Origin of the sequence: Shewanella aestuarii (assembly GCF_011765625.1) — a bacterium.
Taxonomy (GTDB): Bacteria; Pseudomonadota; Gammaproteobacteria; order Enterobacterales; family Shewanellaceae; genus Shewanella; species Shewanella aestuarii_A.
Genome location: NZ_CP050313.1, coordinates 1,782,782 through 1,809,445, shown reverse-complemented (window position 1 = coordinate 1,809,445; position 26,664 = coordinate 1,782,782). Strand labels below are relative to the sequence as shown.

Here is a 26,664-nt window from a genome sequence, read left to right as displayed (position 1 = left end):
ATAATAATGGCTTTCGAATTACCAGCATTACCTTATGCAAAGAACGCACTAGAACCACACATTTCTCAAGAAACTATTGAGTACCACTACGGTAAACATCACAACACTTATGTTGTTAAATTAAATGGTTTAGTTGAAGGAACAGAATTTGCTGGCAAAAGCCTAGAAGAAGTTGTTAAAACTTCTACAGGTGGCATGTTCAACAACGCAGCACAAGTTTGGAACCACACTTTCTACTGGAATTGTTTAGCACCAAACGCTGGCGGTCCTGCTACTGGCGCAATCGCTGATGCTATTAATGCATCATTTGGCTCTTTCGAAGAATTCCAAGCTAAGTTTACTGATTCCGCTGTCAACAACTTCGGTAGCGCATGGACTTGGTTAGTGAAAAAAGCTGACGGTTCATTAGCCATTGTTAACACTAGCAATGCCGCTACGCCATTAACTGATGAAACGGTTACACCATTATTAACGGTTGACGTATGGGAACATGCTTACTACGTTGATTACCGTAACGCACGTCCAGAATACCTAAATCATTTCTGGCAATTAGTTAACTGGGAATTTGTGAACAGCAACTTTGCTTAATCACCTCTCAGCGTTAACCCATTAAGGAGCCTATCGGCTCCTTTTTTATTGTCTATATGTTCATACCATATATCCCTATATTTTTTACACCTATTATTGCAACTGTTGCAAATGCTATGTTTGTCATTGTTTTTACTTAATTTATTTTAATAAACTTGCGCAAAATAACATTCTCTATTCTAGAATGAAAATGTAGGGGCTAAAAATGAATTGCTGATTTCACTAGCAAACCTTTTAAACCTCAACCAGTTTTGCCACTGCAGCATAGTCGTTTTAGGGGGTTACTTATGGGCATTTTCGAACACTATCAACAACGCTATGAGAAAAAACTCGATGAAGAATATACCTTAGAGCAATTTCTCGACATTTGTAAACAAGACAGAAGCGCTTATGTATCGGCCTCTGAACGTCTGCTAATGGCCATCGGTAAGGCTGAAGTTGTCGATACATCTAAAGATCCGGTATTAAGTCGTATCTTCTCCAATCGCTTAATATCACGCTATCCAGCTTTTAAAGACTTTTTTGGTATGGAAGAGGCCATTGAACAAATTGTGTCTTACCTAAAACATTCAGCTCAAGGCTTAGAAGAGTCTAAACAGATTTTATATTTACTTGGTCCTGTTGGAGGTGGTAAATCTTCTTTAGCTGAAAAGCTAAAATCATTGATGCAACAGGTCCCCATTTATATTCTCAGCGCCAATGGCAAACGCAGCCCTGTTAATGACCATCCCTTCTGCTTATTTGATTTAGAGGAAGATGGCGCCATTTTGCAACAAGAATATGGCATTCCACAGCGTTACTTAAAAACCATCATGTCACCTTGGGCTGTAAAACGATTACACGAATTTGGTGGCGATATTTCTAAATTCCGTGTCGTTAAAGTGTATCCATCGATATTAGATCAAATCGGTATTGCCAAAACAGAACCCGGTGATGAAAACAATCAAGACATTTCGGCATTGGTGGGTAAAGTAGACATCCGTCAACTTGAACATTTTTCACAAGATGATCCCGATGCTTACGCTTATTCAGGCGCATTATGCCGAGCCAATCAAGGGTTAATGGAATTTGTAGAAATGTTTAAAGCACCAATCAAAGTGCTACATCCATTGTTAACCGCAACGCAAGAAGGAAACTATAACGGCACAGAAGGTTTATCAGCCTTGCCATACACGGGTATTATTTTGGCCCATAGTAATGAATCAGAATGGTCGACTTTCCGTAACAATAAAAACAACGAGGCATTTTTAGACCGTGTTTATATTGTCAAAGTGCCCTACTGTTTACGCGTTTCGGAAGAAATTGAAATTTATCAGAAATTACTGTCAAATTCTGAGTTATCCGAATCCCCTTGTGCACCCGGCACTTTAGAAACCTTAGCCCAATTTAGTGTGTTATCACGGATCAAGGTTCCTGAAAATTCGTCAATATTTTCTAAAATGCGGGTTTATAACGGTGAGAGCCTTAAAGATACTGACCCCAAAGCAAAATCGTATCAAGAGTATCGCGATTACGCCGGTGTCGATGAAGGAATGAACGGACTTTCCACCCGATTTGCCTTTAAGATTTTATCTAAAGTATTTAATTTTGATAACACTGAAATTGCAGCTAATCCTGTTCATCTATTTTATGTGTTAGAAAAGCAAATCGACCAAGAGCAATTTCCAAATGATGTCAGCGAGCGATACTTAGAGTTTTTAAAAGGTTATTTAATCCCTAAATACGTTGAGTTTATTGGTAAAGAAATTCAAACGGCGTATTTAGAATCTTATTCTGAATACGGGCAAAATATTTTTGATCGTTATGTCACTTATGCAGATTTTTGGATTCAAGATCAGGAATACCGAGATCCTGAAACAGGGCAGCTATTTGACCGAGCATCGCTCAATGCAGAGCTTGAAAAAATAGAAAAACCCGCAGGTATAAGTAACCCTAAAGATTTTCGTAATGAAATAGTCAATTTTGTATTACGAGCCCGAGCTAACAACGAAGGCAATAATCCACTGTGGACAAGTTATGAAAAGCTCCGCACTGTTATCGAGAAGAAAATGTTCTCAAATACAGAGGATTTGTTACCTGTTATTTCGTTTAATGCGAAGACATCGAACGATGACCAACGTAAACACGACGATTTTGTCAATCGCATGATGGAAAAAGGTTACACCAAAAAACAAGTCAGATTGTTGTCTGAGTGGTATTTACGTGTACGTAAATCTTCTTAAACCAACAAGGGCTTTACTCAGTATTCAGCATATCGATGTAAAGCCCACTTTAAGGCTTGGGAGGTGCGTATGGCTAACTTTATTGACAGACGGTTAAATGCAAAAGGAAAAAGCACAGTTAATCGTCAACGCTTTATCGAGCGTTATAAAAAGCAAATTAAGAAAGCTGTCAGTGATGCTGTGACCAAACGCAGTGTGACTGATATCGACAAAGGTGAAAAAATCAGTATTCCAACAAGGGATATTAGTGAACCCCAGTTTCGTCAGGGACAAGGCGGTGTTCGCGAACGCGTTCACCCTGGCAATGATCAATTTAACCGAGGCGATCAAATTGAGCGCCCTAAAGGTGGACAAGGTAGTGGAGGTTCAGGTAAAGGAGATGCGTCTGATTCTGGTGAAGGTAACGATGATTTTGTTTTCCAAATTTCAAAGGATGAGTATTTAGAGCTGTTATTTGAAGATTTAGAATTACCTAACTTACAAAAAAATCGCCTTAATAAACTGGTTGAATACCAAACATATCGCGCAGGCTTTACCAATGATGGTGTACCGGCCAATATTAATATAGTGCGTTCATTACGCTCATCATTGGCCCGCAGAATCGCCATGACGGGCAATAAAAAGTCATTACTAAAACAACTTGAACAAGAACTAGATCAGCTCGAAAACACACCCGGTTCAAAAGCTGAATTAATAATCAACTTAAAAACGCAAATTGAAGAGCTGAAAAAGCAAATCGCCAAAGTGCCTTTTATCGATACTTTTGACTTAAGGTACAACAATTATGCCAAACGCGAAAAGCCATCAACCCAAGCGGTCATGTTCTGTTTAATGGATGTATCCGGCTCGATGGATCAGGCCACTAAAGATATGGCTAAACGTTTTTATATTTTGCTGTATTTGTTCTTAACCCGTACCTATAAAAATTTAGAAGTTGTTTACATCAGGCATCATACCCAAGCAAAAGAAGTGGACGAGCATGAGTTTTTTTACTCCCAAGAAACCGGCGGCACTATCGTGTCTAGCGCGCTTAAACTTATGCATGAAATTCAGCAAGAACGTTACCCAGCCAATGAATGGAACATTTATGCTGCACAGGCTTCTGATGGTGATAATTGGTCAGACGATTCTCCTGTATGCAAAGAGTTGCTAAAAAAACATATTTTGCCGATGGTGCGCTATTTTAGTTATATCGAAATCACCCACAGGGCCCATCAAACCCTATGGCGTGAATATGAGCAACTGCAAGAAACTTTTGACAATATGGCGGTGCAACACATTAAACAAGTTGAAGATATCTACCCTGTGTTTAGGGAACTCTTTAAAAAGCAGTCGGTATAAGGAGCGAATATGACACAATCACCTCGTAAACCTTTGGATGATGGCCCTGACTGGACCTTCGATTTATTACAGTCCTATTTAAATGAAATAGAACAAGCGGCGGCTTTTTATAAAATTGATGCATATCCAAATCAAATTGAGATTATTACTGCAGAGCAAATGATGGATGCCTATGCCGGTATTGGTATGCCAATTGGATACACTCATTGGTCTTTTGGAAAACGTTTTATTAAAACCGAACAAGGCTATAAGCGCGGTCAAATGGGCTTAGCTTATGAAATTGTCATTAATTCTGACCCCTGTATTGCCTATTTAATGGAAGAAAATACCATTACTATGCAAGCTTTAGTGATGGCGCACGCCTGCTTCGGTCATAACAGTTTCTTTAAAAACAATTACTTATTTAAAACATGGACGGACGCTAGTTCAATTATTGATTACCTTGTTTTTGCTAAAAACTACATTCATCAATGCGAGCTTAAATATGGCGTAGAACAAGTAGAACTTACCCTTGATTCATGCCATGCCCTAATGAACTATGGGGTAGATAGATATAAACGACCTTCTGAAATTTCATTTAGTGAAGAACAAGCAAGGCAAAAAGAACGCGAAGCTTACCTTCAAAGCCAAGTGAATGACTTATGGCGAACAGTGCCTAGCTTGAATGTTGAAAAAACAACTCAAAAACGCAAGGTATTTCCCAGTGAACCACAAGAAAACATCCTGTATTTTATTGAGAAAAATGCTCCTTTATTAGAACCATGGCAACGAGAAATTGTTCGAATTGTGCGTAAGATGGCGCAATATTTTTACCCACAAAAACAAACACAAGTTATGAATGAAGGCTGGGCAACATTTTGGCACTACACCTTACTAAACCATTTATATGACCAAGGTAAAGTGACTGACAGATTCATGTTAGAGTTTTTGCAAAGTCACACCGCAGTTGTCGCCCAACCTGCTTATAACAGCCCTTATTACAGCGGTATTAATCCCTATGCATTGGGCTTTAATATGTTTGTTGATATTAGACGAATATGTGAAAACCCAACCGATGAAGACAAGCATTGGTTTCCTGATATGGCAGGCAGTGACTGGTTAACCACAGTGCACTTTGCTATGCAGAACTTTAAAGATGAAAGTTTTATCAGCCAATACTTATCACCTAAAGTCATCAGAGATTTTAAACTGTTTGGCGTTTTAGATGATGAGAAAAAAGCATTTTTAAATATTTCAGCCATCCACAATGAGCAAGGCTATCAAGATATACGCAGCATGTTGTCGCAGCAATATAACTTGTCAAATTTAGAACCCAATATTCAAGTACAGCAGGTCGACATCAATGGCGATCGTTCACTAACTTTGCGCTATACACCACACAATGATATTCCATTAGCCAATAATTTTAGCGAAGTACTCAAGCATCTACATCGTTTGTGGGGCTTTAAAGTGAGCATTGAGCAATTAGACGACAAAGGAGAGGTTAAAACATTAGCCACTTGCCCAGTCCCCACTCCACCAGCCGAGACCCTGCCCGCATATAATCATCATAGTACTGTCATTTAAAACTCACTATGTATTCAGCTTTCGGTGATTAACCGTATAGCTGAATACCAATCTGTGCATCTCATCAGCATGTTAAGTTAATTATTCATATTTTAGCTATTTTAACTAATTGTTAAATTTACTCACTAAGCAAAACCTCTCCCACCAGAAAGGCACTCGCACAAACCACTGATATTAAAGGATATACATTGTTGGCACGCAAAATGCTACATATGCGCATCAAACTTACAACATTCATCATTTATAGTGTGTTAGAACTTTAAAGACGACTCAGCGTTTTAAATAAGTAAATGACACGCTACAGTTTAAAAGGCAGGTACCCATGGACAGGTTTAATCAATGTAAAAAAATGGTAGTTCCACTATTTTGTTTAGCCGTACTCGTTGGCTGTACAGGAGAAGAAGAAGAAGAACAACAAAAAGAACAAGAAAAATTCGCTGTTCCAGTAGAAATCACCTTAGTTGAAAAAGGTAATGTGTCATCATTTTATAGCACCACCGCCACATTAGAAGCACCGGAAGAAGCCCATGTGATGACACGTATTTCTGGCATCATTGAGACAATTAACGTTGAAGAAGGCGCTCGAGTCACTAAAGGGCAAGTATTAGCGGTTATCGATGCTAAACGCCAACAATATGATTTCAATCGCTCACAAGCTGAAGTGCAAATTATTGAGCAAGAATTAAATCGTTTACGCAAAATGAACAATAAAGAGTTCATCAGCCAAGATACCATGGCAAAACTTGAGTATAACCTGCAAGCCGCTATCGCCCAACGTGATTTAGCCCAACTTCAAGTGGAAGAAAGCCGCATCACATCTCCTATCGATGGGGTCATTGCAACTCGATTTGTTAAGCAAGGCAACATGGTCAAAGAGTTTGACGAACTGTTTTATGTGGTCAATCAAGATCAACTCCACGGTATCGTTCACCTGCCCGAACAACAACTACCAAGTTTAAAGCTCGGACAACAAGCCAGTATTATCTATCAGCACAGTGCAGCACAAAACGGTGGCCAACAGGCTATTCAAGCTAAAGTCCTCAGGATAAGCCCAGTTGTCGATCCACAAAGTGGCACATTTAAAGTGACCTTAGCGGTACCCAATACTGATGCTAAATTAAAATCCGGTATGTTTACGCGTGTCGAACTCAAATATGACACCCATAATGATGTGATCACTATCCCTTACAACGCCTTGATAAGCCAAGATGACAGTCAAGCCGTTTACGTGATCAATAATACGATTGCCGAACGCAGAGTAGTTAACTTAGGTTATCGTGAAGATAATAAAGTAGAGATTACCTCAGGTGTTTCACTTGGCGAGCAAATTGTTATCCGAGGACAACAAAACCTTAAAGATCAATCGCTAGTTGAAGTGATTACTCCGTTAAATATCGCAGCAGTTAAATAACGGAGAAAAACCATGTCAATTATCAATACCTCTGTTAACCGTCCGGTAACGGTGTGGATGTTTATGCTTGCCGTTATGCTATTCGGTATGGTTGGCTTCAGTCGTTTAGCCGTCAAGTTGCTGCCCGATTTAAGCTACCCCAGCGTGACAATACGTACAGCTTATGATGGTGCAGCGCCAGTTGAAATTGAACAACTGGTTTCCAAACCCATTGAAGAAGCCGTTGGTGTGGTTAAAGGCTTACGTAAAATTAGTTCTATTTCACGCTCTGGCATGTCTGATGTTGTCTTAGAGTTTGAATGGGGCAGTAATATGGACATGGCTAGCCTTGAAGTACGTGAAAAACTCGACACCATTGAGTTACCACTGGATATCAATAAGCCACTATTATTACGTTTCAATCCGAATCTTGATCCCATTATGCGTCTGGCGTTTTCGGTACCTGATGCCACAGACAGTAAGCTTAAGCAAATGCGCACCTTTGCCGAAGAAGAGTTAAAAAGGCGATTAGAAGCCTTATCCGGTGTAGCCGCAGTGCGCTTATCGGGTGGTTTAGAGCAAGAAGTGCACATCTTATTAAATCAGCAAAAATTAGCGCAATTAAATTTAAATGCCGAAGATATAAAACAAAAAATTAAATTAGAAAACATTAACTTATCTGCGGGTAAAGTCATCCAAAGTGATAAAGAGTATTTAGTTAGAACCTTAAACCAATTTAACTCACTACAAGAGTTAGGCAATGTAATTGTCTATCGTAATGGGCAAACATTAGTGCGATTAAAAGAAGTCGCTGAGATCCGCGATGCTTTTAAAGAAAGAAGTGACATCACTCGCATTGGTGATGTGGAGTCGATAGAACTCGCTATTTACAAAGAAGGTGATGCCAATACGGTAACCGTTGCTAAAAAGTTACAAGCTGAATTAGCGAAAATCAATCAAGCAGATGAAACGCGCCAACTGAATATCATCTACGACCAATCCGAATTTATTCAAAGTGCCGTGAATGAAGTCACCTCCTCTGCGTTAATCGGTAGCATATTGGCTATGCTATTGATTTATCTATTTTTGCGCAACATTGTAGCCACTTTGATTATTTCAATCTCGATTCCATTTTCTGTGATTGCTACCTTCAACATGATGTATTTTGCTGATATTAGCTTAAACATTATGTCGCTTGGTGGCATTGCACTGGCCATCGGCTTGTTAGTCGATAACGCCATTGTGGTGTTAGAAAATATTGACCGCTATCAAGCTCAAGGTTTGTCTAAAATTGAAGCGGCAGTACAAGGCTGCCAAGAAGTCTCTGGAGCTATATTTGCCTCAACATTAACCACTCTTGCCGTATTTTTACCCCTAGTATTTGTCGACGGTATTGCCGGAGCTTTATTTGCAGATCAAGCCTTAACTGTCACCTTTGCATTACTGGCATCATTGTTTGTGGCATTAACTGCAATTCCAATGTTGGCCTCACGCCAAGGATTTACCAGCTTGCCTCAACCACAACACATTGCAGTGGCAGCAAAGCCAACCACCAAAGGCGCTAAAGTATTTTATTATGGTAAAGCCATTATTCTATGGCCATTCAAACTGGTATTTAATTACTTACCCGCAGGTTTATTACATCTGTCTTTAATCTTAACCCGTTTTTTTAGTTGGTTAATTGGACTTGTAATGCGTCCTTTAGCTTCTGGCTTTAACTTTGTCTATAGGATAGTGGAAAAGCTGTACCACCAGCTATTGTCTGCCGTTTTACGTCATCAAGCACTTACCTTATTACTGGCATTAGCAATCACCTTAGGTTGCGGTAGCTTGTTTTCTAAACTAGGAATGGAATTAATTCCCCCGATGAATCAAGGTGAGTTTTATGTCGAGTTATTATTACCGCCAGGAACAGAAGTCAGTGAAACCGACAAGGTTCTTCAACAACTAGCGCTCTCTGTAAAAGACAATCCCGCTGTAAAACATACCTTTAGCCAAGCAGGTAGTGGAGGATTAATGACATCAGACACCGCCAGAGGCGGTGAAAACTGGGGACGATTGCAAGTGGTACTGGCTGATCACCATGCATTTGATCAAGTGAGCAGTATTCTTAGACAAACAGCAAAGCGCATCCCAGAACTCGATGCCAAAATTGAACATCCCGAGTTATTTAGCTTTAAAACTCCATTAGAAATTGAGTTGTCTGGCTATGATCTAGCCTTACTTAAGCGCAGCGCTGATACCTTAGTTAACGCCCTTGGTAGCCCACAAAATGGTCATGCTGTACGTTTTACCGATATAAATACCAGCTTACGTGATGGCCAGCCCGAAATTAGTATTCATTTTGATAATGAAAGACTAGCCGCTTTAGGGATGGATGCACCTACCGTAGCCAATCGTATTGCCCAACGTGTTGGCGGTACCATTGCGAGTCAATACACAGTACGCGATCGTAAAGTGGATATTCTAGTGCGAAGCGATATCTCTGAGCGTGACCAAATCAGCGATATCGATTCATTAATCATTAACCCTAATAGTCAGCAACCCATACCGCTTAGCGCGGTGGCAGAGGTAAAATTACAAGTTGGCCCATCTGCCATTAATCGGATCAGTCAACAACGAGTGGCAATTGTGTCAGCTAATCTAGCTTATGGTGATTTAACCGAGGCGGTGGCTGAAGCTCAACAAATTCTAAATCAGCAACAATTACCCTCTTCTATTCAAGCTCGCTTTGGTGGGCAAAATGAAGAAATGGAACACTCTTTTACATCATTAAAAATTGCCTTAGTACTGGCTATATTTTTAGTCTATTTGGTGATGGCTAGTCAATTTGAGTCTTTATTGCACCCGCTACTCATTCTTATTGCTGTGCCAATGGCGGTTGCAGGAAGCATTTTAGGCTTGTTTATCACCAACACCCATTTAAGCGTAGTGGTGTTTATTGGCTTAATTATGCTTGCCGGTATTGTGGTCAATAATGCCATTGTATTAGTCGATCGCATTAATCAACTTCGTCGAGATGGTGTTAACAAACTCATTGCCATTGAGCAAGCAGCTAAGTCACGCCTGCGCCCTATCCTCATGACCACATTAACCACAACATTAGGCTTACTGCCGATGGCAATTGGTATGGGCGATGGCAGCGAAGTACGAGCACCAATGGCAATCACAGTGATATTTGGTTTAGGTTTATCCACCTTCCTTACCCTGTTAGTGATCCCTTGTTTGTATGGTTTGTTTGATCGCAAGCACTATGAACCCCAAGTGGACAGTATTGAACCGAGTGTGGAGGCAAGTGTATGAACATAACTAAACTTGCTTTAAAACGCCCTGTCACTACCAGCATGTTCTTTTTAGCCATTATGTTGTTTGGCTTAGCGGCAAGCCGAATGCTGCCGCTTGAAATGTTCCCTGGCATTGATATTCCTCAAATCATGGTGCAAGTGCCATACAAAGGCTCGAGCCCTGCTGAAGTGGAGCGAGACATCACGAAAGTACTTGAAGAAGCGCTGGCTACCATGAGCGGCATTGAAGAAGTACATTCAGATTCGACCCAAGATGGTTCGTTTATTCAACTCAACATGAAATGGGGAGAAGAAGTTGCCACAAAAAGCTTAGAAGCGCGCGAAAAAATTGACTCTGTTAGACACTTACTGCCTAAAGATGTTGAGCGAGTGTTGATCCAGCAGTTTTCTACCGCTGATATGCCGGTATTAACCATACGTATTTCAAGTGAACGTGAACTATCAACCGCATTTGATTTACTAGATAAACAATTACGCAAGCCGTTAGAGCGTGTTGAAGGCGTATCTAAAGTTACCTTGTATGGGGTTGAGCAAAAGCAAATTGAAATTAGAGTTGATGCAGACAAACTCGTTGCTTCAGGTATTTCCAATCAAGTGTTACAGCAAAAGTTGCAGTCTCAAAACTTTGTCATCAATGCCGGTAGAATTCACAGTAATAACAAGGTGTACCAAGTCACCCCAAAAGGTGAATTTACCCATTTAGATGACATTGCCAACTTAGTATTGCTGCCAGGAATACGCTTAGGTGATGTTGCCAGTGTGCGCTATGCATTACCTGAAAAAATTGAAGGTCGCCATTTAGACCAAAAATATGCCGTTGGGATTGATGTATTTAAAGAGTCTGGCGCCAACCTTGTTGAAGTGTCAGATCGCGTTATGGCGGTGATTGAAAAAACCAAGCAAGATAAACAGTTTAACGGTGTAAACCTTTACATCATGGAAGATCAAGCCTATGGCGTGAAATCTTCATTACAAGATTTATTAGCCGCTGGTTTAATGGGTGCGCTGTTGTCATTTGGCGTGTTGTATTTATTTTTGCGCAACTTAAAGATGACCCTAGTTGTGGTGTCATCTGTACCTATTTCGCTGTGTATGACTTTAGCTGGGATGTACTTTTTAGGTTATAGCCTGAACATCTTATCCATGATGGGGTTACTACTTGCCGTTGGTATGCTAATTGATAATGCTGTTGTAGTGACAGAAAGTGTATTACAAGAAAAACAAGCTGGCCATATTGATGACACAACTCAGATTAAAGCAAATGAAAAAGCAGTGATAAGCGGTGTGGATAAAGTGTCGCTAGCAGTACTGGCAGGAACACTCACTACAGCCATCGTATTTTTACCCAATATCTTTGGCGTAAAAGTGCAACTTACGATATTTCTTGAGCATGTTGCCATCGCCATTTGCATTTCTTTAGCCGCTTCATTGCTGGTAGCTAAAACATTAATACCATTAATGTTAAACACCTTTCACTTTGAAATAGATCATCAAGATAAACAAGGTAAGTTAGTAGGCTTTTATCACCGAACCCTAGATTGGGTATTAGCAAGACCCAAACTGTCGACTTTAGCCGCTATCATCATCTTAGTCTCCACCGCACTGCCGTTATCTATGGTGCAACAAGATCAAAATGACGGAGATGCTGGTGATAGACTGTTTATTAACTATCAACTTGAAGGTCGTCATAATTTAAAAGTAACCGAAGCCATCATCAACCAAATGGAAGATTACTTATATTCCAATAAAGACAAATTTTTTATCGATGCGGTATACAGTTACTACGCGCCACATGACGTACAAACGACCATCATTTTGCAAAAAGATATTCCTATTGAAAACACTGAACTGAAAAAAATGATCCGCGAAGGATTTCCAAAATATTCTATCGCCCATCCACAATTTGGCTGGGGTGGCGATAACAGTGGTGTCAGAATTACCTTAACGGGACGTTCAACCAGTGAGCTTATCCATTTAAGTGAGCAAATAGTGCCACTATTAAATGGCATTGAAGGTTTGGTGGATGTGCGCTCAGAAGTGAACAGTACCCAACAAGAAGTCATTGTGATGATTGACCGCGAAATGGCCGCGCGATTAGACACGAAACTAAGCGATATTGCCTCAAGCATCGCCCTCGCATTAAGAGGCACGCCGCTGCGCTCATTTAGACACGATCCATCTGGCGAGCTAAGAATCGAACTTGCCTATGACAAAAAATGGCAAAACTCGTTGGAAAAGCTCAAGCAACTTCCGGTGTTGCGTAAAGGCGATCATGTTTATACTTTAGACAGCCTTGCACAAATTAACATTGTGCCACGCTTTGACACCATCAAACATTATAATCGGCAAACTGCGCTTTCCATTGGTGCCAATCTTGATGATATGACCACCGAAGAAGCGCAAAAACAAATTACCCGAGTAATGGATTCTGTTAATTTCCCTTATGGTTATAACTATTCATTAAGGGGTGGTTTCGAACGCCAAGATGAAGACCAATCGATAATGGCGGTTAATATGATTTTGGCCATTATGATGATTTATATTGTGATGGCCGCCTTGTTTGAGTCTTTATTGCTGCCAACGGCCATCATTACTTCAATTTTGTTTTCAATAACCGGAGTATTTTGGGCACTGTGGATCACCGCAACCCCAATGTCAGTGATGGCGATGATTGGTATTCTTATTTTAATGGGAATTGTGGTGAACAACGGTATTGTGTTAGTTGACCAAATTAATCAAAAAACGCCCGAATTAGACTCTCTATCACACACAATTAGCCAAATCTGTCTAACACGTTTACGCCCTGTATTAATGACTGTCGCGACAACCGTATTAGGCTTAGTACCTCTGGCGATGGGAGATACCCAAATTGGGGGGGCGGCCCACCTTACTCACCGATGGCAATAGCCATTATTGGAGGATTAACCTTTTCAACTGTAACCAGTTTGTATCTGGTGCCACTTTGTTATCAAGGGCTATATCGGATGCGCCATAATGCGGCAATTAGATTAGGTCTTGCCGACAAATTTGCTAAAAAAGTGCTACCTTGGACTGTGTAATAAAAAATTAAAATAAAGCCATCTTGATATTGTTAACGTATCAAGGTGGCAAATTCACAATTGAAGGGAAACAATAATGGTGCAATCCAGTTTTAAAACTACATTAAATACAAGCACAATATGTGGTTTAGTGCTTATTAGCAGCACACTCGCCAATGTCAGTTATGCTGATGAAGACAGATTTAAAAATGTTGAGATTAACGCACAGCAACTGACCGATACCACCTATATGTTTATTGGCTCTGGCGGCAACATCGGTGTGTCAGCAGGCTCAGATGGCATCTTAATTATTGATGACCAATTTGCACCACTGGCCGATAAAATTAGTGCCTCATTAAACAAAATTCAATCTGGCGTGCCTAAGTACATAGTTAACACCCATTATCATGGTGATCACACAGGTGGTAATGCACACTTTGGCGCAAATGGCACCATTTTAGCGCATCATAACGTGCTTAAAAGATTAGCGAGTGATGATAAAACCCCCGCATCAGCATTACCTGTAATCACCTATTCGGATCATATCTCGATTCATTTCAATCAAGATACATTAGAAGTACTTCACCTAGGTCCAGGCCATACCGATGGCGACAGTGTGGTTTATTGGCAAAAAAATAATGTAATCCACATGGGAGATTTGTTTTTTAAAGACAGATTTCCTTATATTGATTTGAAAGGCGGCGGCTCTGTCATTGGCTATCGAGATAATGTGGGCAAGATTGTGATGAAAATTGACGACAATACTCAGATTATTCCAGGTCATGGTGATTTAGCGACTAAAAGTGAATTACTCAAATTCAAACATATGCTTGATGACAGCATTAATTGGATGAAAGCAAACATTAATGAAGGTAAATCTTTAGAACAAATTAAAGCGGCAGGCGTGCCTGATAAGTACAAAGATTGGAGTTGGGCATTTATTAATGCCGATAAATGGATAGACACTCTCTATCAAGATTTGAAGTAATTTAAATTCACTTTCATGTTAACAAAACAAAAAGCCAGCACTGTTAAGTACTGGCTTTTTATTCAATTTTTGTTTATCAAGTTAATTGTTTACTGATTCAGTTCTTGTTCAAGCTGTTTAGCAACCGTATCTGGCGAGCCGCTATTTTTAGCAAATAAACTGTAAGCCACAGGAATAACCACCAAAGTAAAGAAGGTGGCTAACGTAATACCTGAAAGCACTACAACGCCAATTACATAACGAGTTTCAGAACCCGCACCTTGTGCCATCACCAAAGGTAAAGCACCTGCAGCCGTCGTAATACCTGTCATTAAAATAGGGCGTAAACGCTGCGCCGAAGCTTGTAAAATGGCTTCACTAAACTCAATACCTCTATCACGGAGTTGATTAGCAAATTCAACAATCAAAATACCATTTTTAGTTGCGAGCCCTACTAACATAATGATACCAATTTGACTGTAAATATTAAGGCTTTGGCCGGTAAACCATAGACCAATTAATGCCCCAACTGTCGCAAGCGGTACAGTAAGCATAATCACCATTGGATGGATATAGCTTTCAAACTGAGCGGCTAACACCAAAAACACAATACCTAACGCTAATACAAAGACAAAGTTCATTGAGTTACCTGACTCTTGGTAATCTAATGAAGGGCCTTTGTAGCTAATTACCGCTTCTGCTGGAAGGTAAGTTGAAGCAAGATTATTCAGATAATCAATCGCCTCACCTAAACTATAGTCATCCGCTAAGTTAGCTTCTAACGTAATTGAGCGCATGCGATTATAGCGATTTAAAGAACTGGCATCGGCAAACTCTTCAATCGTCACCAAGTTAGACAAAGGGATTAACTCATTGGTTTGCTCAGAGCGAACATATAAGTTTTCCATATCGCTAGCAGTACTCTGGTTATCACGATTACCTTCAATGATCACATCATACTCTTCACCATTTCGCATGAAGGTGGTCACTAGCTTTGAGCCCAACATGGTTTCCAAAGTACGACCAATTTGTGATATTGATACGCCCAAATCGGCAGCACGCACTTTATCAATAATAACCCGTAATTGCGGTTTGGTTTCTTGATAATCATGATCTAAACCACGAAGCTTTGGATTATCTTTGGCTTTTTCGAGCATAATGTCACGCCACAGAGCAAGTTCTTCATAGCTTGGGCCGCCCAAGACAAACTGTACCGGCTTACCCACACCGCGGCCAAAAGCTTGACGCATAATAGGGAAAGCACGAATACCAGCCAGATCAGATAATTTGTTTCGAATATCACCGATAATTTCATTTGCGCTGCGACGCTGGCCCCAATCTTCAAGCACAATAATCGCCATACCATTTGAAAAATCAGAACCGCTACCCCAACCACGCGGAGCACGTATCAATAAACGTTTAATATCACCACTGTCCACCAATGGCATTAACCGCCCTTCTATTTCGTCCATATATTTTTCAATATATTCGAAACTAGCACCTTGTGGGCCATTCACAATTAAGAACATTGAGCCTCTATCTTCTTGAGGAGCAAATTCTTGGGGCACTTTTTGAACTAAATAACCACTAATTGCAAATGAAATAATGACCAATAAACTAACTAATAAAGGTTGCTTGATTGCTTTTGACAAGGTCGCTTTATATAAGTCAATTACCTTATTCATCAACTTATCCACTTGTTTTACCAACCAAGTATCTTGCTCGGCTGGTTTTAACAACTTTGAACACATCATTGGACTGAGCGTTAACGCTACGATGCTTGAAAACATCACCGCTGCACTCATCGTCACCGCAAACTCTTTAAACAATTTACCTAAATCACCTTCTAAGAAAGTAATTGGCATAAACACGGCAACCAGTACTAATGTGGTAGCAACAATCGCAAAAGCAACTTCACGGCTACCTAGAAATGCCGCTTTTAATGGCGAGTCACCCTCTTCAATGCGGCGGTGTATGTTTTCTAGCATCACAATGGCATCATCAACCACCATACCAATCGCTAAAATCATAGCTAACAAAGTCAGTAAGTTAATGGTGTAACCTAATGCATAAAGCACGATGAAAGTCGCTAACAAGGATACCGGCACTGTAATGGCCGGAATTAGCATGGCCCGCACGCTGCCTAGGAACAGGTAAATCACCATAATGACCAATATCATGGCAATAAATAAGGTTTGATACACTTCTTCAATTGAACGCTCAATAAACACTGAACTGTCGTAAGAGCGCTTAATTTCCATTCCTGCTGGCAATGTTGGATTGATTTTATCAACCAAAGCATTAGCAGCTCGGGCAACCTCTAAAGTGTTGGCAGTAGATTGCTTGCTCACACCCAATCCAATCATCGACTCTGTGTTGCCACGGAAAATAATCCGCTCTTCTTCACTACCAATTTCAACTTTAGCAACATCACCTAACTTAACCAAATAACCATCGTCGCCTTGGGTGATCACCAAGTTAGCAAAATCTTCTGCTGTGCGGTAAACCCGCTCTAAACGAACCGTAAAATGACGGTCCTTTGATTCAACTGAGCCTGCAGGAAACTCAACGTTTTCAGACCTCAGTGCCGACTCAATATCACTTACGGTTAAACCTCTAGCAGCCAGTGCTTGCCGGTCAATCCATATCCGCATAGCATAGACCTTACCACCACCCAAACGCAGTGTTGATACCCCATCAATCACTGAGAATCGGTCAACTAAATAGCGATTGGCATAATCAGTAAGTTGTAAGGTGTCCATTTGATCTGAAACTAAGTTCAGCCACATTATCACCTCATCACTGCCATTGGCTTTATAAATAGCAGGTGAATCAGCCTCTTCCGGTAATCGATTAATTAAACCAGAAATGCGGTCACGCACATCATTGGTTGCCGCTTCAATATCACGGCTAATTTCAAATTCAATAGTGACACTAGAACGGCCATCACTACTTGAAGAACTAATATGACGTATACCTTCTATACCACTCACTTGATCTTCAATAAGCTGAGTTATTCGGCTTTCTACTACCGAACTACTTGCACCGCGATAACTGGTTTCAATTGACACAATCGGCGGATCAATATTGGGGTATTCACGTAGGGGTAATTTGCCATAAGATACTAGGCCTAGCACCACCAGTAAAATACTTAATACGGATGCTAAAACAGGACGTTTAACAGAAATATCAGTTAAAATCATGCTGATTTCTCCGCTGTTTCAATTTGTACAAAATTGAAGTTTTCCGCCTCTTGGATAGTAACTTTATCACCAGGTCTTACTTTCAAAATACCGCGGATAAGCACTTGTTCACCCACAGATAAGCCGTCAACAATCTCAACCCAGCCACGCATTCTAACACCAAGTTTGACCTCAATTTGGATCACTTCATTGTCTTGGTTAGTACTGTAAATATAATGCTTATCTTGAATAGGAATAATGGCAGACTCAGGCAGTAGCAATCCTTCACGGCTTTGTTTGATTAATTTTACTTTCATCAACATACCCGGTAACAGTGCAAGGTCATCATTTGGGATAATTGCACGTACCATAACGGCACGTGTTGCTGGGTTAACTCGACTGTCAATAGAGGTCACCTCACCTTTAAAAACACGACCAGGAAAGGCGACTGCGCTGGCTTCAACTAATTTCCCCGCTTGCAACTGCTGAATAAAGCGCTCAGGAACAGAGAAATCGAGCTTAATTTTACTGACATCATCCAAGGTAGTGATTTTCTCACCAGTTGACACTAAACTGCCCACACTAACTTGACGCAAGCCAAGACGACCGGCAAATGGCGATGAAATAGCCCTGTCGGTTAGTGCCGAATTAGCTTGATCAAGCTCTGCTCTGGCAGAGTCGATTAAGCTTTGTAATCTATCACGTTCTAACTCAGCAACGGTTTTACTGGTAACCAAGCTACTGATACGTTCAAACTCTCGCAGATGCTCTTTGAGCTTTACTTTTGCAGCATTAACTTTGGCCTGTTGCTCAGCATCTTGTAACTGAACCAGCACTTTATCTTTTGGCACTAAATCGCCATCCTCAAAGTTAATTTCAGTTACCACTTCGGTAATTTTTGAAGTAACCGTTATTGATTCATTTGCTTTGCCAGTGCCAATTGCCTCGACTTCATCACGAATGGGCATTAACTTGGCATATGCCACCACCACGTTAGGAATAGCCTTTGGACGTTGAGCCATTGTTTGTTGAGGTTGCATTGTTTTGTATGCATAAAAACCAATGCCACAGATAGCAAGTATTAGGAATATTTTTTTCATCAGTGCTAAGTTCTCAGTAGGGTTATATCGTTCTAGGCTGTGCTTAACTTGCAGCAGCGATGATATTTTTCATTATTAATTTTTCGAAAACAGTTTGTGTGACTTCAGCAAGATTAACAACCATTGCTAATAGTGATTTTGCTAAGAAATGGATCACTTTTTAGCTTATACCAATCGTAATACATAACTGATCACCCTAGCTTGTTAAAAACTCGATAACAGCATTAGACTTTTTGATTGCATAACAACTACTTATCGAAAAATCTGCCTCGTTACCAAGCGTTTCTCCTACGCTATTTTTGATCACTTACTTATCGTGATTGGTATTAGTTTCACTACCCATTAGATTGAATAAACAAGCAATGAGATCTAGTTACAATGATTGTACTCAGCAGCTTAGTGACTGCAAGCCGTTTTACCTTTGCTTACAAATTAGAAATAATTGAATAAAAAAAGAGATGCTCATGGCATCTCGTTTTATTGAACAACAATTTAGCTATTAACGATCTTTTCGGTCTTCTTTCATCAACGCAGAAATACGTTGATATACTTCGACAATAGCCTCATTAGGCAATGGCTCATTGGCCACATCGTGTAATAAAATTTTGGTCTGTTGCTCATCATCAGTTGTTCTTAGCATTATGCGGTAGTTGCCCTTTTGCAGACTGAGCTGTTCTTCACCCCATAATGAGCTCCAGAATCCGCCACTCTCTTCAAGATTAACAAAGAATAAGCCTTTTGAACTGTCCATATCGACAATATCAAAACCCATTTCAGGTAACACTAAACGTAAACGATCCCACGTTTGCTTAAAATTAGCTTGAGCTAACCAATAAGCCTCAGTGGTGTCGTTTCCATCAACTAAATCAACATCAATCCCCAAACTGGCTTGAATACGTGCAGCACGAATTGCGCGCTCACGTTCAATGCTCATGTATGCTACGGCATTATTCAACATATCAATGGTATAACGACGTTTATCTTCACCAGATAAGAAAATATCTTGTTGATCTTGGTCGTAATATTCTTCATGTTCAATCAAGTTGATACTGACATCACCGGTACGTCCATGAGGTTTAACATTGATATTGAATTGATAACGTTGGCGTAATAAATAAACTTTATCATTACCCCAAAGATTTTTCTCAATGACTTCCTCGTTTTCAATCCAGTCAGTTTCGATCACACCATTTTCATAATCATTTGACCGAACAGCCACGTTATTCTTATTTAAATAACCCAGTAATACATCATTGATTTCTTGTTTTAAATCTCGATTAGCATCGATAGATTCCACTATCACCTTGATACTGTCGGCACTTTCCTCAACATGAGTGCCCTCAGCCATTGCCAATACTTGTAACGGTGGACGAATATCCAAACGTTTGCCAATAATAGTTTTATCAGCTTTGCTACCTACTTCAGGAATATCATATTCTTTACTGTACTTAGGCTGATTTAAGCCTTCAGGTATCGTAAGTAATGGCGCAACAGGTGCTTGAATATATTCATCACTACCGTTTACTTGGCGACGGTCAATAGGCGTACTACAAGCCGCTAAAGTTGTGATCAGGATAATTGGGGTGACTTTCTTAAACATGTATTATTGCACCTCTATTTGTGCTTTTTTCATTGTATCTAATAACAGACCATGAAACTGTTCAGAAAGTTCAGTTAAAGGTAAACGTATATGGCCATGGTCAATCAAACCCATGCGATGAACAGCCCATTTAACTGGGATAGGATTTGCCTCACAAAATAGTGAACTATATAAACCGGATAATGGTTTATCAATTTGGGCGGCAAGTTCTGCATTACCAGCAAGTGCGGCAACGCACATATCTTTAAATGCACGCGGTACGATATTATTAGCAACTGATATCACACCATTTCCACCCGCTAATAAAAATTCACGCGCGCTGGCATCATCACCGCTATAAAGTAAAAAATCATCACCACACAATTGGCGTAACTTTGCTACACGGCTCACATCACCTGTAGCCTCTTTTAAGCCAACAATATTACTAACATCGCACAACTTGGCAACTGTTTCAGGCTGCATATCAACAGCTGTACGACCCGGTACGTTATATAAAATTTGTGGAATATCAGTACTGGCAGCAACGGCCTTATAATGTGCAACCAACCCTTTCGGGGTAGGTTTATTATAATAGGGTGTCACCCCTAACATAGCGCTAACACCTGTACTTTGTAGCGCCTTGGTTAATTCTATCGCTTCAGCCGTTGCGTTTGCACCATTACCACCAATAATAGGCAATCTGCCCGCGGCAAATGCAACCGTTTGCTTCACAACGTCAATATGCTCTTTCATTGGCAACGTGGCAGACTCGCCAGTGGTGCCAACGGCAACTATGGCATCTGTGCCTTGATTGATATGAAATTCGACTAGTCGCTCAAGACTGGCATAATCTACTGTGCCATCACTGTTCATTGGCGTGATTATGGCTACGATGCTTCCGTTTATCATCTCTATTCCCCAAGTTTTAAGGATTCGCTATGTTACTGATGCTAAGAACTAATGACAAGCTTTAGCAGTGTTCAAATCAAAATTACACTAAAAAGCCATATACTGCTGCAATGCCCAAGATATATAGCGTTTTATACTTTTATAACTGTGAATTTAACACTCTTGTGTCAGATAAGCGTTACTTGTTTAGTTCAAGTGGTGCAAAAACAAGCAATCACATAAACAAATACATTTTATTGACCGATTTTAGGTGGTTTTGAATCATGATATGTTAAGATTATTGATTGGATTTGCATTATTTACTCTTGCAAATTGCCGTTCGAAAATTACTCTCGAAACAATGAGGAAAATCCATGACCAACCACTTGGTTGTTACTGCGATGGGCACAGACCGTCCCGGTTTAGTTAGCCGTTTAGCCCGTTTAGCCAGTGAATGCGACTGCGATATTGTCGATAGCCGTATGGCTTTATTTGGAAACGAGTTTACCTTAATTATGATGATTGCCGGATCATGGCCTGCCATCACAAAAATTGAGTCACTACTACCCAGCTTAAGCGTTGAATTAGAATTGATGACTGTGATGAAGCGCACTTCTAAGCACGTACCGAAAAACTTTGTCTCACGGATAGAAGTGACATTTAGTGGTGAAGATCAACGCGGCACCATGAAAACCATCACTCAATTTTTAGCTGACCGCTCATTAGATCTGGCCGCGGTCCGCTCTCATGCTGAAGATAATGATGGCTTGCAAACTCAGTCGATATTTCTTGCCATCAACATTCCAGAGAAAGTCGATTTGGTTAATCTTGAAAACAGCATCTATGAATTAGCAGAACAAATGGCGCTTGAGTGCAACATTAAACGCATGCAGGGTATTGCGACACCATAGAAAATGATGGTAAACCCATTAACCACTTGCACCGTATAAAGGGCTGATAAATAGATGCCCTTTTTTATTATAAAATTTTTGCTTATCAACAAGGAATGAATATGAATACATTACAAGCCGGTGACATCGCCCCTTCTTTTGCTTTAAAAAACCAATATGATGAATTGATCACATTACAAGATTGTCTCAAAAAAGGGCCGGTTTTAGTTTACTTCTATCCTAAAGCGTCTACACCGGGTTGTACTGTGCAAGCACAAGGGTTACGCGATATAAAACAGCAACTTGATAGTGAAAATGTCACGGTATTAGGCATAAGCCCTGATCCCGTTTCAAGATTAACTAAGTTCTCTGACAAACAAGCGCTCAATTTTCACTTACTCAGTGATGAAGATCATGCCGTGGCCGACGCATTCGGTGTGTGGGGAGAAAAGAAATTTATGGGCAAAATATATGACGGTATTCATCGCTTAAGTTTTATGATTGGGACTGATGGTAAAATCAGCCACTTTATCAATAAATTTAAAACCAAAGACCACCATGAAGTCGTACTCGGTCTTTTGAAATAATTCATTTCAATCACTTGATTTATATCTCAGCGTTACAGCTTGGTTATCCCCAAAAAACGCAATATTTCTTCAAGCAGGCCTGACGCCTTTGAATAAATACCCAACAAAAAATTGGCTTAGTTTTCACTAAGCCAATTTTATCTATTTTGCCATCTATGTGACTCAAGCTTTGCGGTTAAGCCGCACTATGATTTTGTGACTGCAGGGGTATCAGCCATACCGTTAGCTTCAGCGTCCTGCTCTTCAGCACTGTTAACATGCAATTGTTGGCTTGATAAATTAGTCGCTTGTTCAATTTCAGCCGTTTTTTCACCTTGCGCCAGCTCAATTAAATCTGCCTGCTCTTGTGCCAGCAAAGCCGCTTGTTCTGCTTCGGCAAACTTTGCTAGTTCTTCTTCTTTTCGACGGGCTTTCTCAATCGCTCTTTGCTCTGCCTCTTGTGCTTCACGAATAGCGCGAGCTTCTGCCGCAGCTTTAGCTTCTTCTTCAGCTTTAATCTTAGCTAAACGAGCAGCTTCTTCATCTAACGCACGTTGTATTACCGCTTGTTCTTGTGCCTCTGCAGGTAATAAGCTGATAAGTTCAACCCCAACAGGGATCTTACCTGTTTCGGCGGTGATAATTCGCAGTTTGGCATCTTTAGTTATGTATACCAAAGGCATAGCGGTTTCACCGTAGCGTTCTCTGAACTTGTCGTAAGTGAAGTTTTCAGTGATATTGGTGACTTTTAAAATTGCACCTTTGGCCATTAAGCTGGCAATTTTGGCGTAACTAATATTTTCACCAAATAAACATAAACGCTTTAAATACGACTCAGATAATTGATGACGGCCGCTTCCCACATTGGCTTCACTGTTATTTAAACCAAACACTTTTTCTGAACCAAATATATCTTGGTAATGAAAACTGACCAGTGGGTTAATTGAACGATAAGGCGACATTACCAGCACACGACCAATACCACTGGTATCGAGATAGTTTGTGGCATGCTCTGACGCTGGGTTACCGAAATACACTGGAATATTTTCCATGCGTGCTTGACGGATACTATCCCAGTTACTGTCAGCTAATACCACTTTAAAATCCTTAGCGATAAGTTCTTTGGCTAAATCACGTGAGAACTTAGAAGCACCAAAAATAAGTAGTCCTTGGTTAGAACCTTCTTTTACCCCTAGATATTTAGCCCAAGGACCAGCCGTTAAGCTTTGTATAACCACAGTGCCGATAATAATAAAGAACACTAAGGGCACAATTGAACTAGCGCCATGAATCCCTAGCTCTTCTAATTTAATGGCAAATAGTGATGAAATGGCGGCGGCAACAATACCCCGCGGCGCAACCCAACTTAAAAACCACTTATCTTTAGAGGTTAAGTTAGTACCAAGACCAGAAATCCAAATACTTAAAGGGCGAGCGATAAACATCACCACAAACAAAACCGCAAACGCCCCTGCGCCAAGGCCAAGCATAGCATTGGAATCTAACCTAGCAGCAAGCAGTATAAATAGTGCCGAAATAAGCAGTACGGTTAAGGTTTCTTTAAATTCTAAAATATCGGCAATATCAACACCACGCATGTTGGCCAGCCAAATACCCATTACTGTTACTGTTAATAATCCAGATTCTTCTTGGATCATATTAGAGCCAACAAAGATACCCAGCATAATGGTTAACACTGCCGTATTACGTAAGTAGTGTGGGAACACATTTTTACGAATAGCAAAACCGATAAAGTAACCAGCAGCGGCACCTAAACCAAAACCAATGACCAGTGTGAGCCCCAATGCATAAAGCAAATGGGTTGTCGGATCCGCTGCTACAGCGATGTATTCATAGACTAAAACCGCGAGTAATGCGCCGATAGGGTCAATGACAATACCTTCCCAACGTAAAATGCTTGAAAGCTTAGATTTGGGCTGCACTGTTCGCAACATAGGCACAATAACGGTTGGCCCGGTTACCACGACTAATGCCCCAAATAGCAGGGCTACAGGCCAATCAAAACCCATTAAAAAATGCGCAGCAGGCGCAATACAAGCCCAAGTAATGAGTGCGCCGATGGTAACAAGGTGAGTTACCATGCGGCCATGTTCTTTAATTTCTTTAAAATTAAGTGTGAGTGCGCCTTCAAATAAAATGACAGCAACACCTAATGAGATAATTGGGAACAATAAATCGCCAAAAATTTCATCTGGATTAAGAATATTAAGTCCTGGGCCGAGTAATAAGCCGCAGAGCAATAAGGGTAAAATTGCCGGAAGACGTAGTTTCCAACCAGCCCATTGACACAAAAGCGAAAGTACACCGATTAATGCCAGCATACCCGTGATGTGTTCAACCATAATTATTTCCTTTTTTTATCTTCGTTTGAATAAACAAAACGAACTTATCTTTGCGTTGACCGCTACTCATCAAAGTAGCCCACTGCAATTAATGACAAAGGTGATCTAAGCAATCATGTCGATATCATAGCCAAAGTCACAAATAAATTAACTGCATTTAAATGAAATAATTGCAACTTAACAACTTATACTCTCCTTATGGCAAAAAAATAGCTATTTGTTTATTTTTTATCAGATAGTTATCTTGATATATAAACTATTTGTGAATGATAAAATTCAGCATATAACATACTAAATCACATTGAGGATCAAGCATTATTTTGATCAAAATCACAGTTTAGATTGCAACACAGAGTATATCCAAGCCATTGATTTAGAATCAAATTAGCGCTAAAAGTAAAAAGCCTGAATTTAATCAGGCTGTTTCTGATAGGCTATATTTTTAGCTCAATTAATCCATTTGGTGATTAAGGATTAATCGATTTGGTGATTAAGGATTAATCGATTTGGGGAATGCGCACTTGCCCTTCCATTAACACCCTTGCACTTCGGCTCATAATTGCTTTAGTGACTTGCCATTGACCGTCCACTAATGTGGCTTCAGCGCCAACTCGAAGGGTCCCTGACGGGTGACCAAAAACAACCGACTGCCTTTGAGTGCCACCAGCAGCCAAATTCACTAAGGTGCCAGGTATTGCTGCTGCAGTACCGATAGCGACGGCGGCGGTGCCCATCATTGCATGATGCAGTTTACCCATAGACAATGCCCGAACCGATAGGTCAATCTCGGCCGCTTTAATGCTTTTGCCACTTGAGCTGACATAATCCGCAGGTGGAGCCACAAAGGCAATTTTAGGTGTATGTTGACGAGCTTTCGCCTCATCAATATGGCTGATCAGCCCCATTTTAACCGCACCATACGCGCGAATTGTTTCAAAACGTGCTAATGCTTGTTCGTCATTATTAATGGCATCTTGCAGCTCAATTCCTGTGTATCCAATATCGGCAGCATTTAAAAATATTGTTGGGATGCCGGCGTTGATTAACGTAGCGCTAAATGTGCCAATATGAGGCACGTCAAGCTGATCAATCACGTTACCCGTTGGAAACATTGCCCCTTCCCCATCTGCGGGGTCAATAAATTCAACTTGTACTTCTGCAGCTGGAAAAGTCACCCCGTCCAGTTCAAAATCACCGGTTTCTTGCACCTCTCCGTTTGTCATAGGCACATGGGCAATAATTGTTTTTTTAATGTTTGCTTGCCAAATTTTGACCGTAGTAATGCCGTTTTCAACAATGTTACTAGGGCAAATCAAACCATTTGATATAGCAAATGAGCCCACCGCAGCGGTTAAATTGCCACAATTACCACTCCAATCAATAAAAGGTTTATCAATTGCCACTTGGCCAAACAAGTAATCTACATCATGATCAGTTTGGCTACTTTTAGCCAAAATTACCGTTTTACTGGTACTTGAGGTTGCACCGCCCATACCATCTGTATGCTTACCATAGGGATCTGGGCTACCAATGACTCGCAATAGTATCGCATCGCGTGCGCTACCTGGCTGCTGCGCCTCAATGGGTAAGTCGCTAAGATTAAAAAATACCCCTTTGCTGGTGCCGCCACGCATATAAGTTGCAGGTATCTTAATTTGAGGTTTAAAACGCATATTCTT

At 40.5% G+C, this 26,664-nt stretch carries 15 protein-coding genes and 1 pseudogene; 10 read left to right on the top strand and 6 right to left on the bottom strand.

The genetic code is table 11. The annotated features are described in order from the left end of the window. Positions 1-6 precede the first annotated feature (6 nt). The 8 genes and pseudogenes from sodB (at position 7) to HBH39_RS08180 (ending at position 14,438) form a co-directional block, all read left to right on the top strand. Positions 7-588, top strand: a complete 582-nt coding sequence (gene sodB / locus HBH39_RS08215; RefSeq protein ID WP_167677257.1) for a superoxide dismutase [Fe] — start codon at positions 7-9, stop codon at positions 586-588. A gap of 287 nt (positions 589-875) precedes the next feature. After that, complete coding sequence (locus HBH39_RS08210) at positions 876-2,810, top strand: PrkA family serine protein kinase (protein ID WP_167677255.1); 1,935 nt, start codon at positions 876-878, stop codon at positions 2,808-2,810. Positions 2,811-2,879: 69 nt separating this feature from the next. Beyond that, positions 2,880-4,151 carry a YeaH/YhbH family protein gene (locus HBH39_RS08205; RefSeq protein ID WP_167677253.1) on the top strand — a complete coding sequence of 424 codons (1,272 nt, stop codon included), beginning with the start codon at positions 2,880-2,882 and terminating at the stop codon, positions 4,149-4,151. 9 nt (positions 4,152-4,160) lie between these two features. Further along, a complete protein-coding gene (locus HBH39_RS08200) occupies positions 4,161-5,717 on the top strand; it encodes a SpoVR family protein (protein ID WP_167677251.1) in 1,557 nt (518 codons plus the stop codon). Positions 5,718-6,039: 322 nt separating this feature from the next. Continuing rightward, complete coding sequence (locus tag HBH39_RS08195) at positions 6,040-7,128, top strand: efflux RND transporter periplasmic adaptor subunit (protein ID WP_167677249.1); 1,089 nt, start codon at positions 6,040-6,042, stop codon at positions 7,126-7,128. Between the two features lie 12 nt (positions 7,129-7,140). Then, on the top strand, positions 7,141-10,410 hold the full coding sequence (locus HBH39_RS08190; RefSeq protein ID WP_167677247.1) for an efflux RND transporter permease subunit: 3,270 nt from the start codon (positions 7,141-7,143) through the stop codon (positions 10,408-10,410). Continuing rightward, positions 10,407-13,471, top strand: a pseudogene (locus HBH39_RS08185) (efflux RND transporter permease subunit). Before HBH39_RS08190 ends, HBH39_RS08185 begins: the two are co-directional and overlap by 4 nt. Before the next feature lie 76 nt (positions 13,472-13,547). Next, a complete protein-coding gene (locus HBH39_RS08180) occupies positions 13,548-14,438 on the top strand; it encodes an MBL fold metallo-hydrolase (RefSeq protein ID WP_167677245.1) in 891 nt (296 codons plus the stop codon). 89 nt (positions 14,439-14,527) lie between these two features. On the opposite strand, the gene HBH39_RS08175 is transcribed toward HBH39_RS08180, so the two are convergent. The 4 genes from HBH39_RS08175 to dapA all read right to left on the bottom strand — a co-directional run bounded on the left by HBH39_RS08175 (position 14,528) and on the right by dapA (position 21,187). Continuing rightward, positions 14,528-17,620, bottom strand: a complete 3,093-nt coding sequence (locus HBH39_RS08175; protein ID WP_167677243.1) for an efflux RND transporter permease subunit — start codon at positions 17,618-17,620, stop codon at positions 14,528-14,530. Next, positions 17,617-18,699, bottom strand: coding sequence for an efflux RND transporter periplasmic adaptor subunit (locus HBH39_RS08170; RefSeq protein ID WP_167677241.1), 1,083 nt, complete (start codon positions 18,697-18,699; stop codon positions 17,617-17,619). Before HBH39_RS08170 ends, HBH39_RS08175 begins: the two co-directional genes overlap by 4 nt. Before the next feature lie 499 nt (positions 18,700-19,198). Next, the gene (gene bamC, locus HBH39_RS08165) at positions 19,199-20,299 is read right to left on the bottom strand and encodes an outer membrane protein assembly factor BamC (RefSeq protein WP_167677239.1); all 1,101 of its coding nucleotides are present in this window, start codon (positions 20,297-20,299) and stop codon (positions 19,199-19,201) included. A 3-nt stretch (positions 20,300-20,302) separates the two neighbouring features. Beyond that, positions 20,303-21,187, bottom strand: a complete 885-nt coding sequence (gene dapA / locus HBH39_RS08160) for a 4-hydroxy-tetrahydrodipicolinate synthase (RefSeq protein WP_167677237.1) — start codon at positions 21,185-21,187, stop codon at positions 20,303-20,305. Positions 21,188-21,540: 353 nt separating this feature from the next. On the opposite strand from dapA, the gene HBH39_RS08155 reads away from it, so the two are divergent. Together HBH39_RS08155 and bcp are read left to right on the top strand one after the other, a co-directional pair. Further along, positions 21,541-22,077, top strand: coding sequence for a glycine cleavage system protein R (locus HBH39_RS08155; RefSeq protein WP_167677235.1), 537 nt, complete (start codon positions 21,541-21,543; stop codon positions 22,075-22,077). 101 nt (positions 22,078-22,178) lie between these two features. Then, entirely contained in the window at positions 22,179-22,643 is a 465-nt protein-coding gene (gene bcp / locus HBH39_RS08150) for a thioredoxin-dependent thiol peroxidase (protein WP_167677234.1), read from the top strand. A gap of 185 nt (positions 22,644-22,828) precedes the next feature. Here the strand turns inward: bcp and HBH39_RS08145 are convergent, their stop codons facing one another. After that, complete coding sequence (locus tag HBH39_RS08145; protein WP_167677232.1) at positions 22,829-24,985, bottom strand: cation:proton antiporter; 2,157 nt, start codon at positions 24,983-24,985, stop codon at positions 22,829-22,831. A gap of 497 nt (positions 24,986-25,482) precedes the next feature. Beyond that, positions 25,483-26,658 (bottom strand): 2-methylaconitate cis-trans isomerase PrpF, encoded by a 1,176-nt coding sequence (gene prpF / locus HBH39_RS08140; RefSeq protein ID WP_167677230.1) that lies wholly within the window; start codon positions 26,656-26,658, stop codon positions 25,483-25,485. Positions 26,659-26,664 lie beyond the last annotated feature (6 nt).

Coding starts and splice junctions, on each gene's coding strand:
- HBH39_RS08210 (WP_167677255.1), top strand. CDS start 876: ATGGGCATTTTCGAACACTATCAACAACGCTATGAGAAAAAACTCGAT.
- dapA (WP_167677237.1), bottom strand. CDS start 21,187: ATGATAAACGGAAGCATCGTAGCCATAATCACGCCAATGAACAGTGAT.
- HBH39_RS08195 (WP_167677249.1), top strand. CDS start 6,040: ATGGACAGGTTTAATCAATGTAAAAAAATGGTAGTTCCACTATTTTGT.
- HBH39_RS08145 (WP_167677232.1), bottom strand. CDS start 24,985: ATGGTTGAACACATCACGGGTATGCTGGCATTAATCGGTGTACTTTCG.
- HBH39_RS08155 (WP_167677235.1), top strand. CDS start 21,541: ATGACCAACCACTTGGTTGTTACTGCGATGGGCACAGACCGTCCCGGT.
- sodB (WP_167677257.1), top strand. CDS start 7: ATGGCTTTCGAATTACCAGCATTACCTTATGCAAAGAACGCACTAGAA.
- HBH39_RS08200 (WP_167677251.1), top strand. CDS start 4,161: ATGACACAATCACCTCGTAAACCTTTGGATGATGGCCCTGACTGGACC.
- bamC (WP_167677239.1), bottom strand. CDS start 20,299: ATGTTTAAGAAAGTCACCCCAATTATCCTGATCACAACTTTAGCGGCT.
- bcp (WP_167677234.1), top strand. CDS start 22,179: ATGAATACATTACAAGCCGGTGACATCGCCCCTTCTTTTGCTTTAAAA.
- HBH39_RS08180 (WP_167677245.1), top strand. CDS start 13,548: ATGGTGCAATCCAGTTTTAAAACTACATTAAATACAAGCACAATATGT.
- prpF (WP_167677230.1), bottom strand. CDS start 26,658: ATGCGTTTTAAACCTCAAATTAAGATACCTGCAACTTATATGCGTGGC.
- HBH39_RS08175 (WP_167677243.1), bottom strand. CDS start 17,620: ATGATTTTAACTGATATTTCTGTTAAACGTCCTGTTTTAGCATCCGTA.
- HBH39_RS08170 (WP_167677241.1), bottom strand. CDS start 18,699: ATGAAAAAAATATTCCTAATACTTGCTATCTGTGGCATTGGTTTTTAT.
- HBH39_RS08190 (WP_167677247.1), top strand. CDS start 7,141: ATGTCAATTATCAATACCTCTGTTAACCGTCCGGTAACGGTGTGGATG.
- HBH39_RS08205 (WP_167677253.1), top strand. CDS start 2,880: ATGGCTAACTTTATTGACAGACGGTTAAATGCAAAAGGAAAAAGCACA.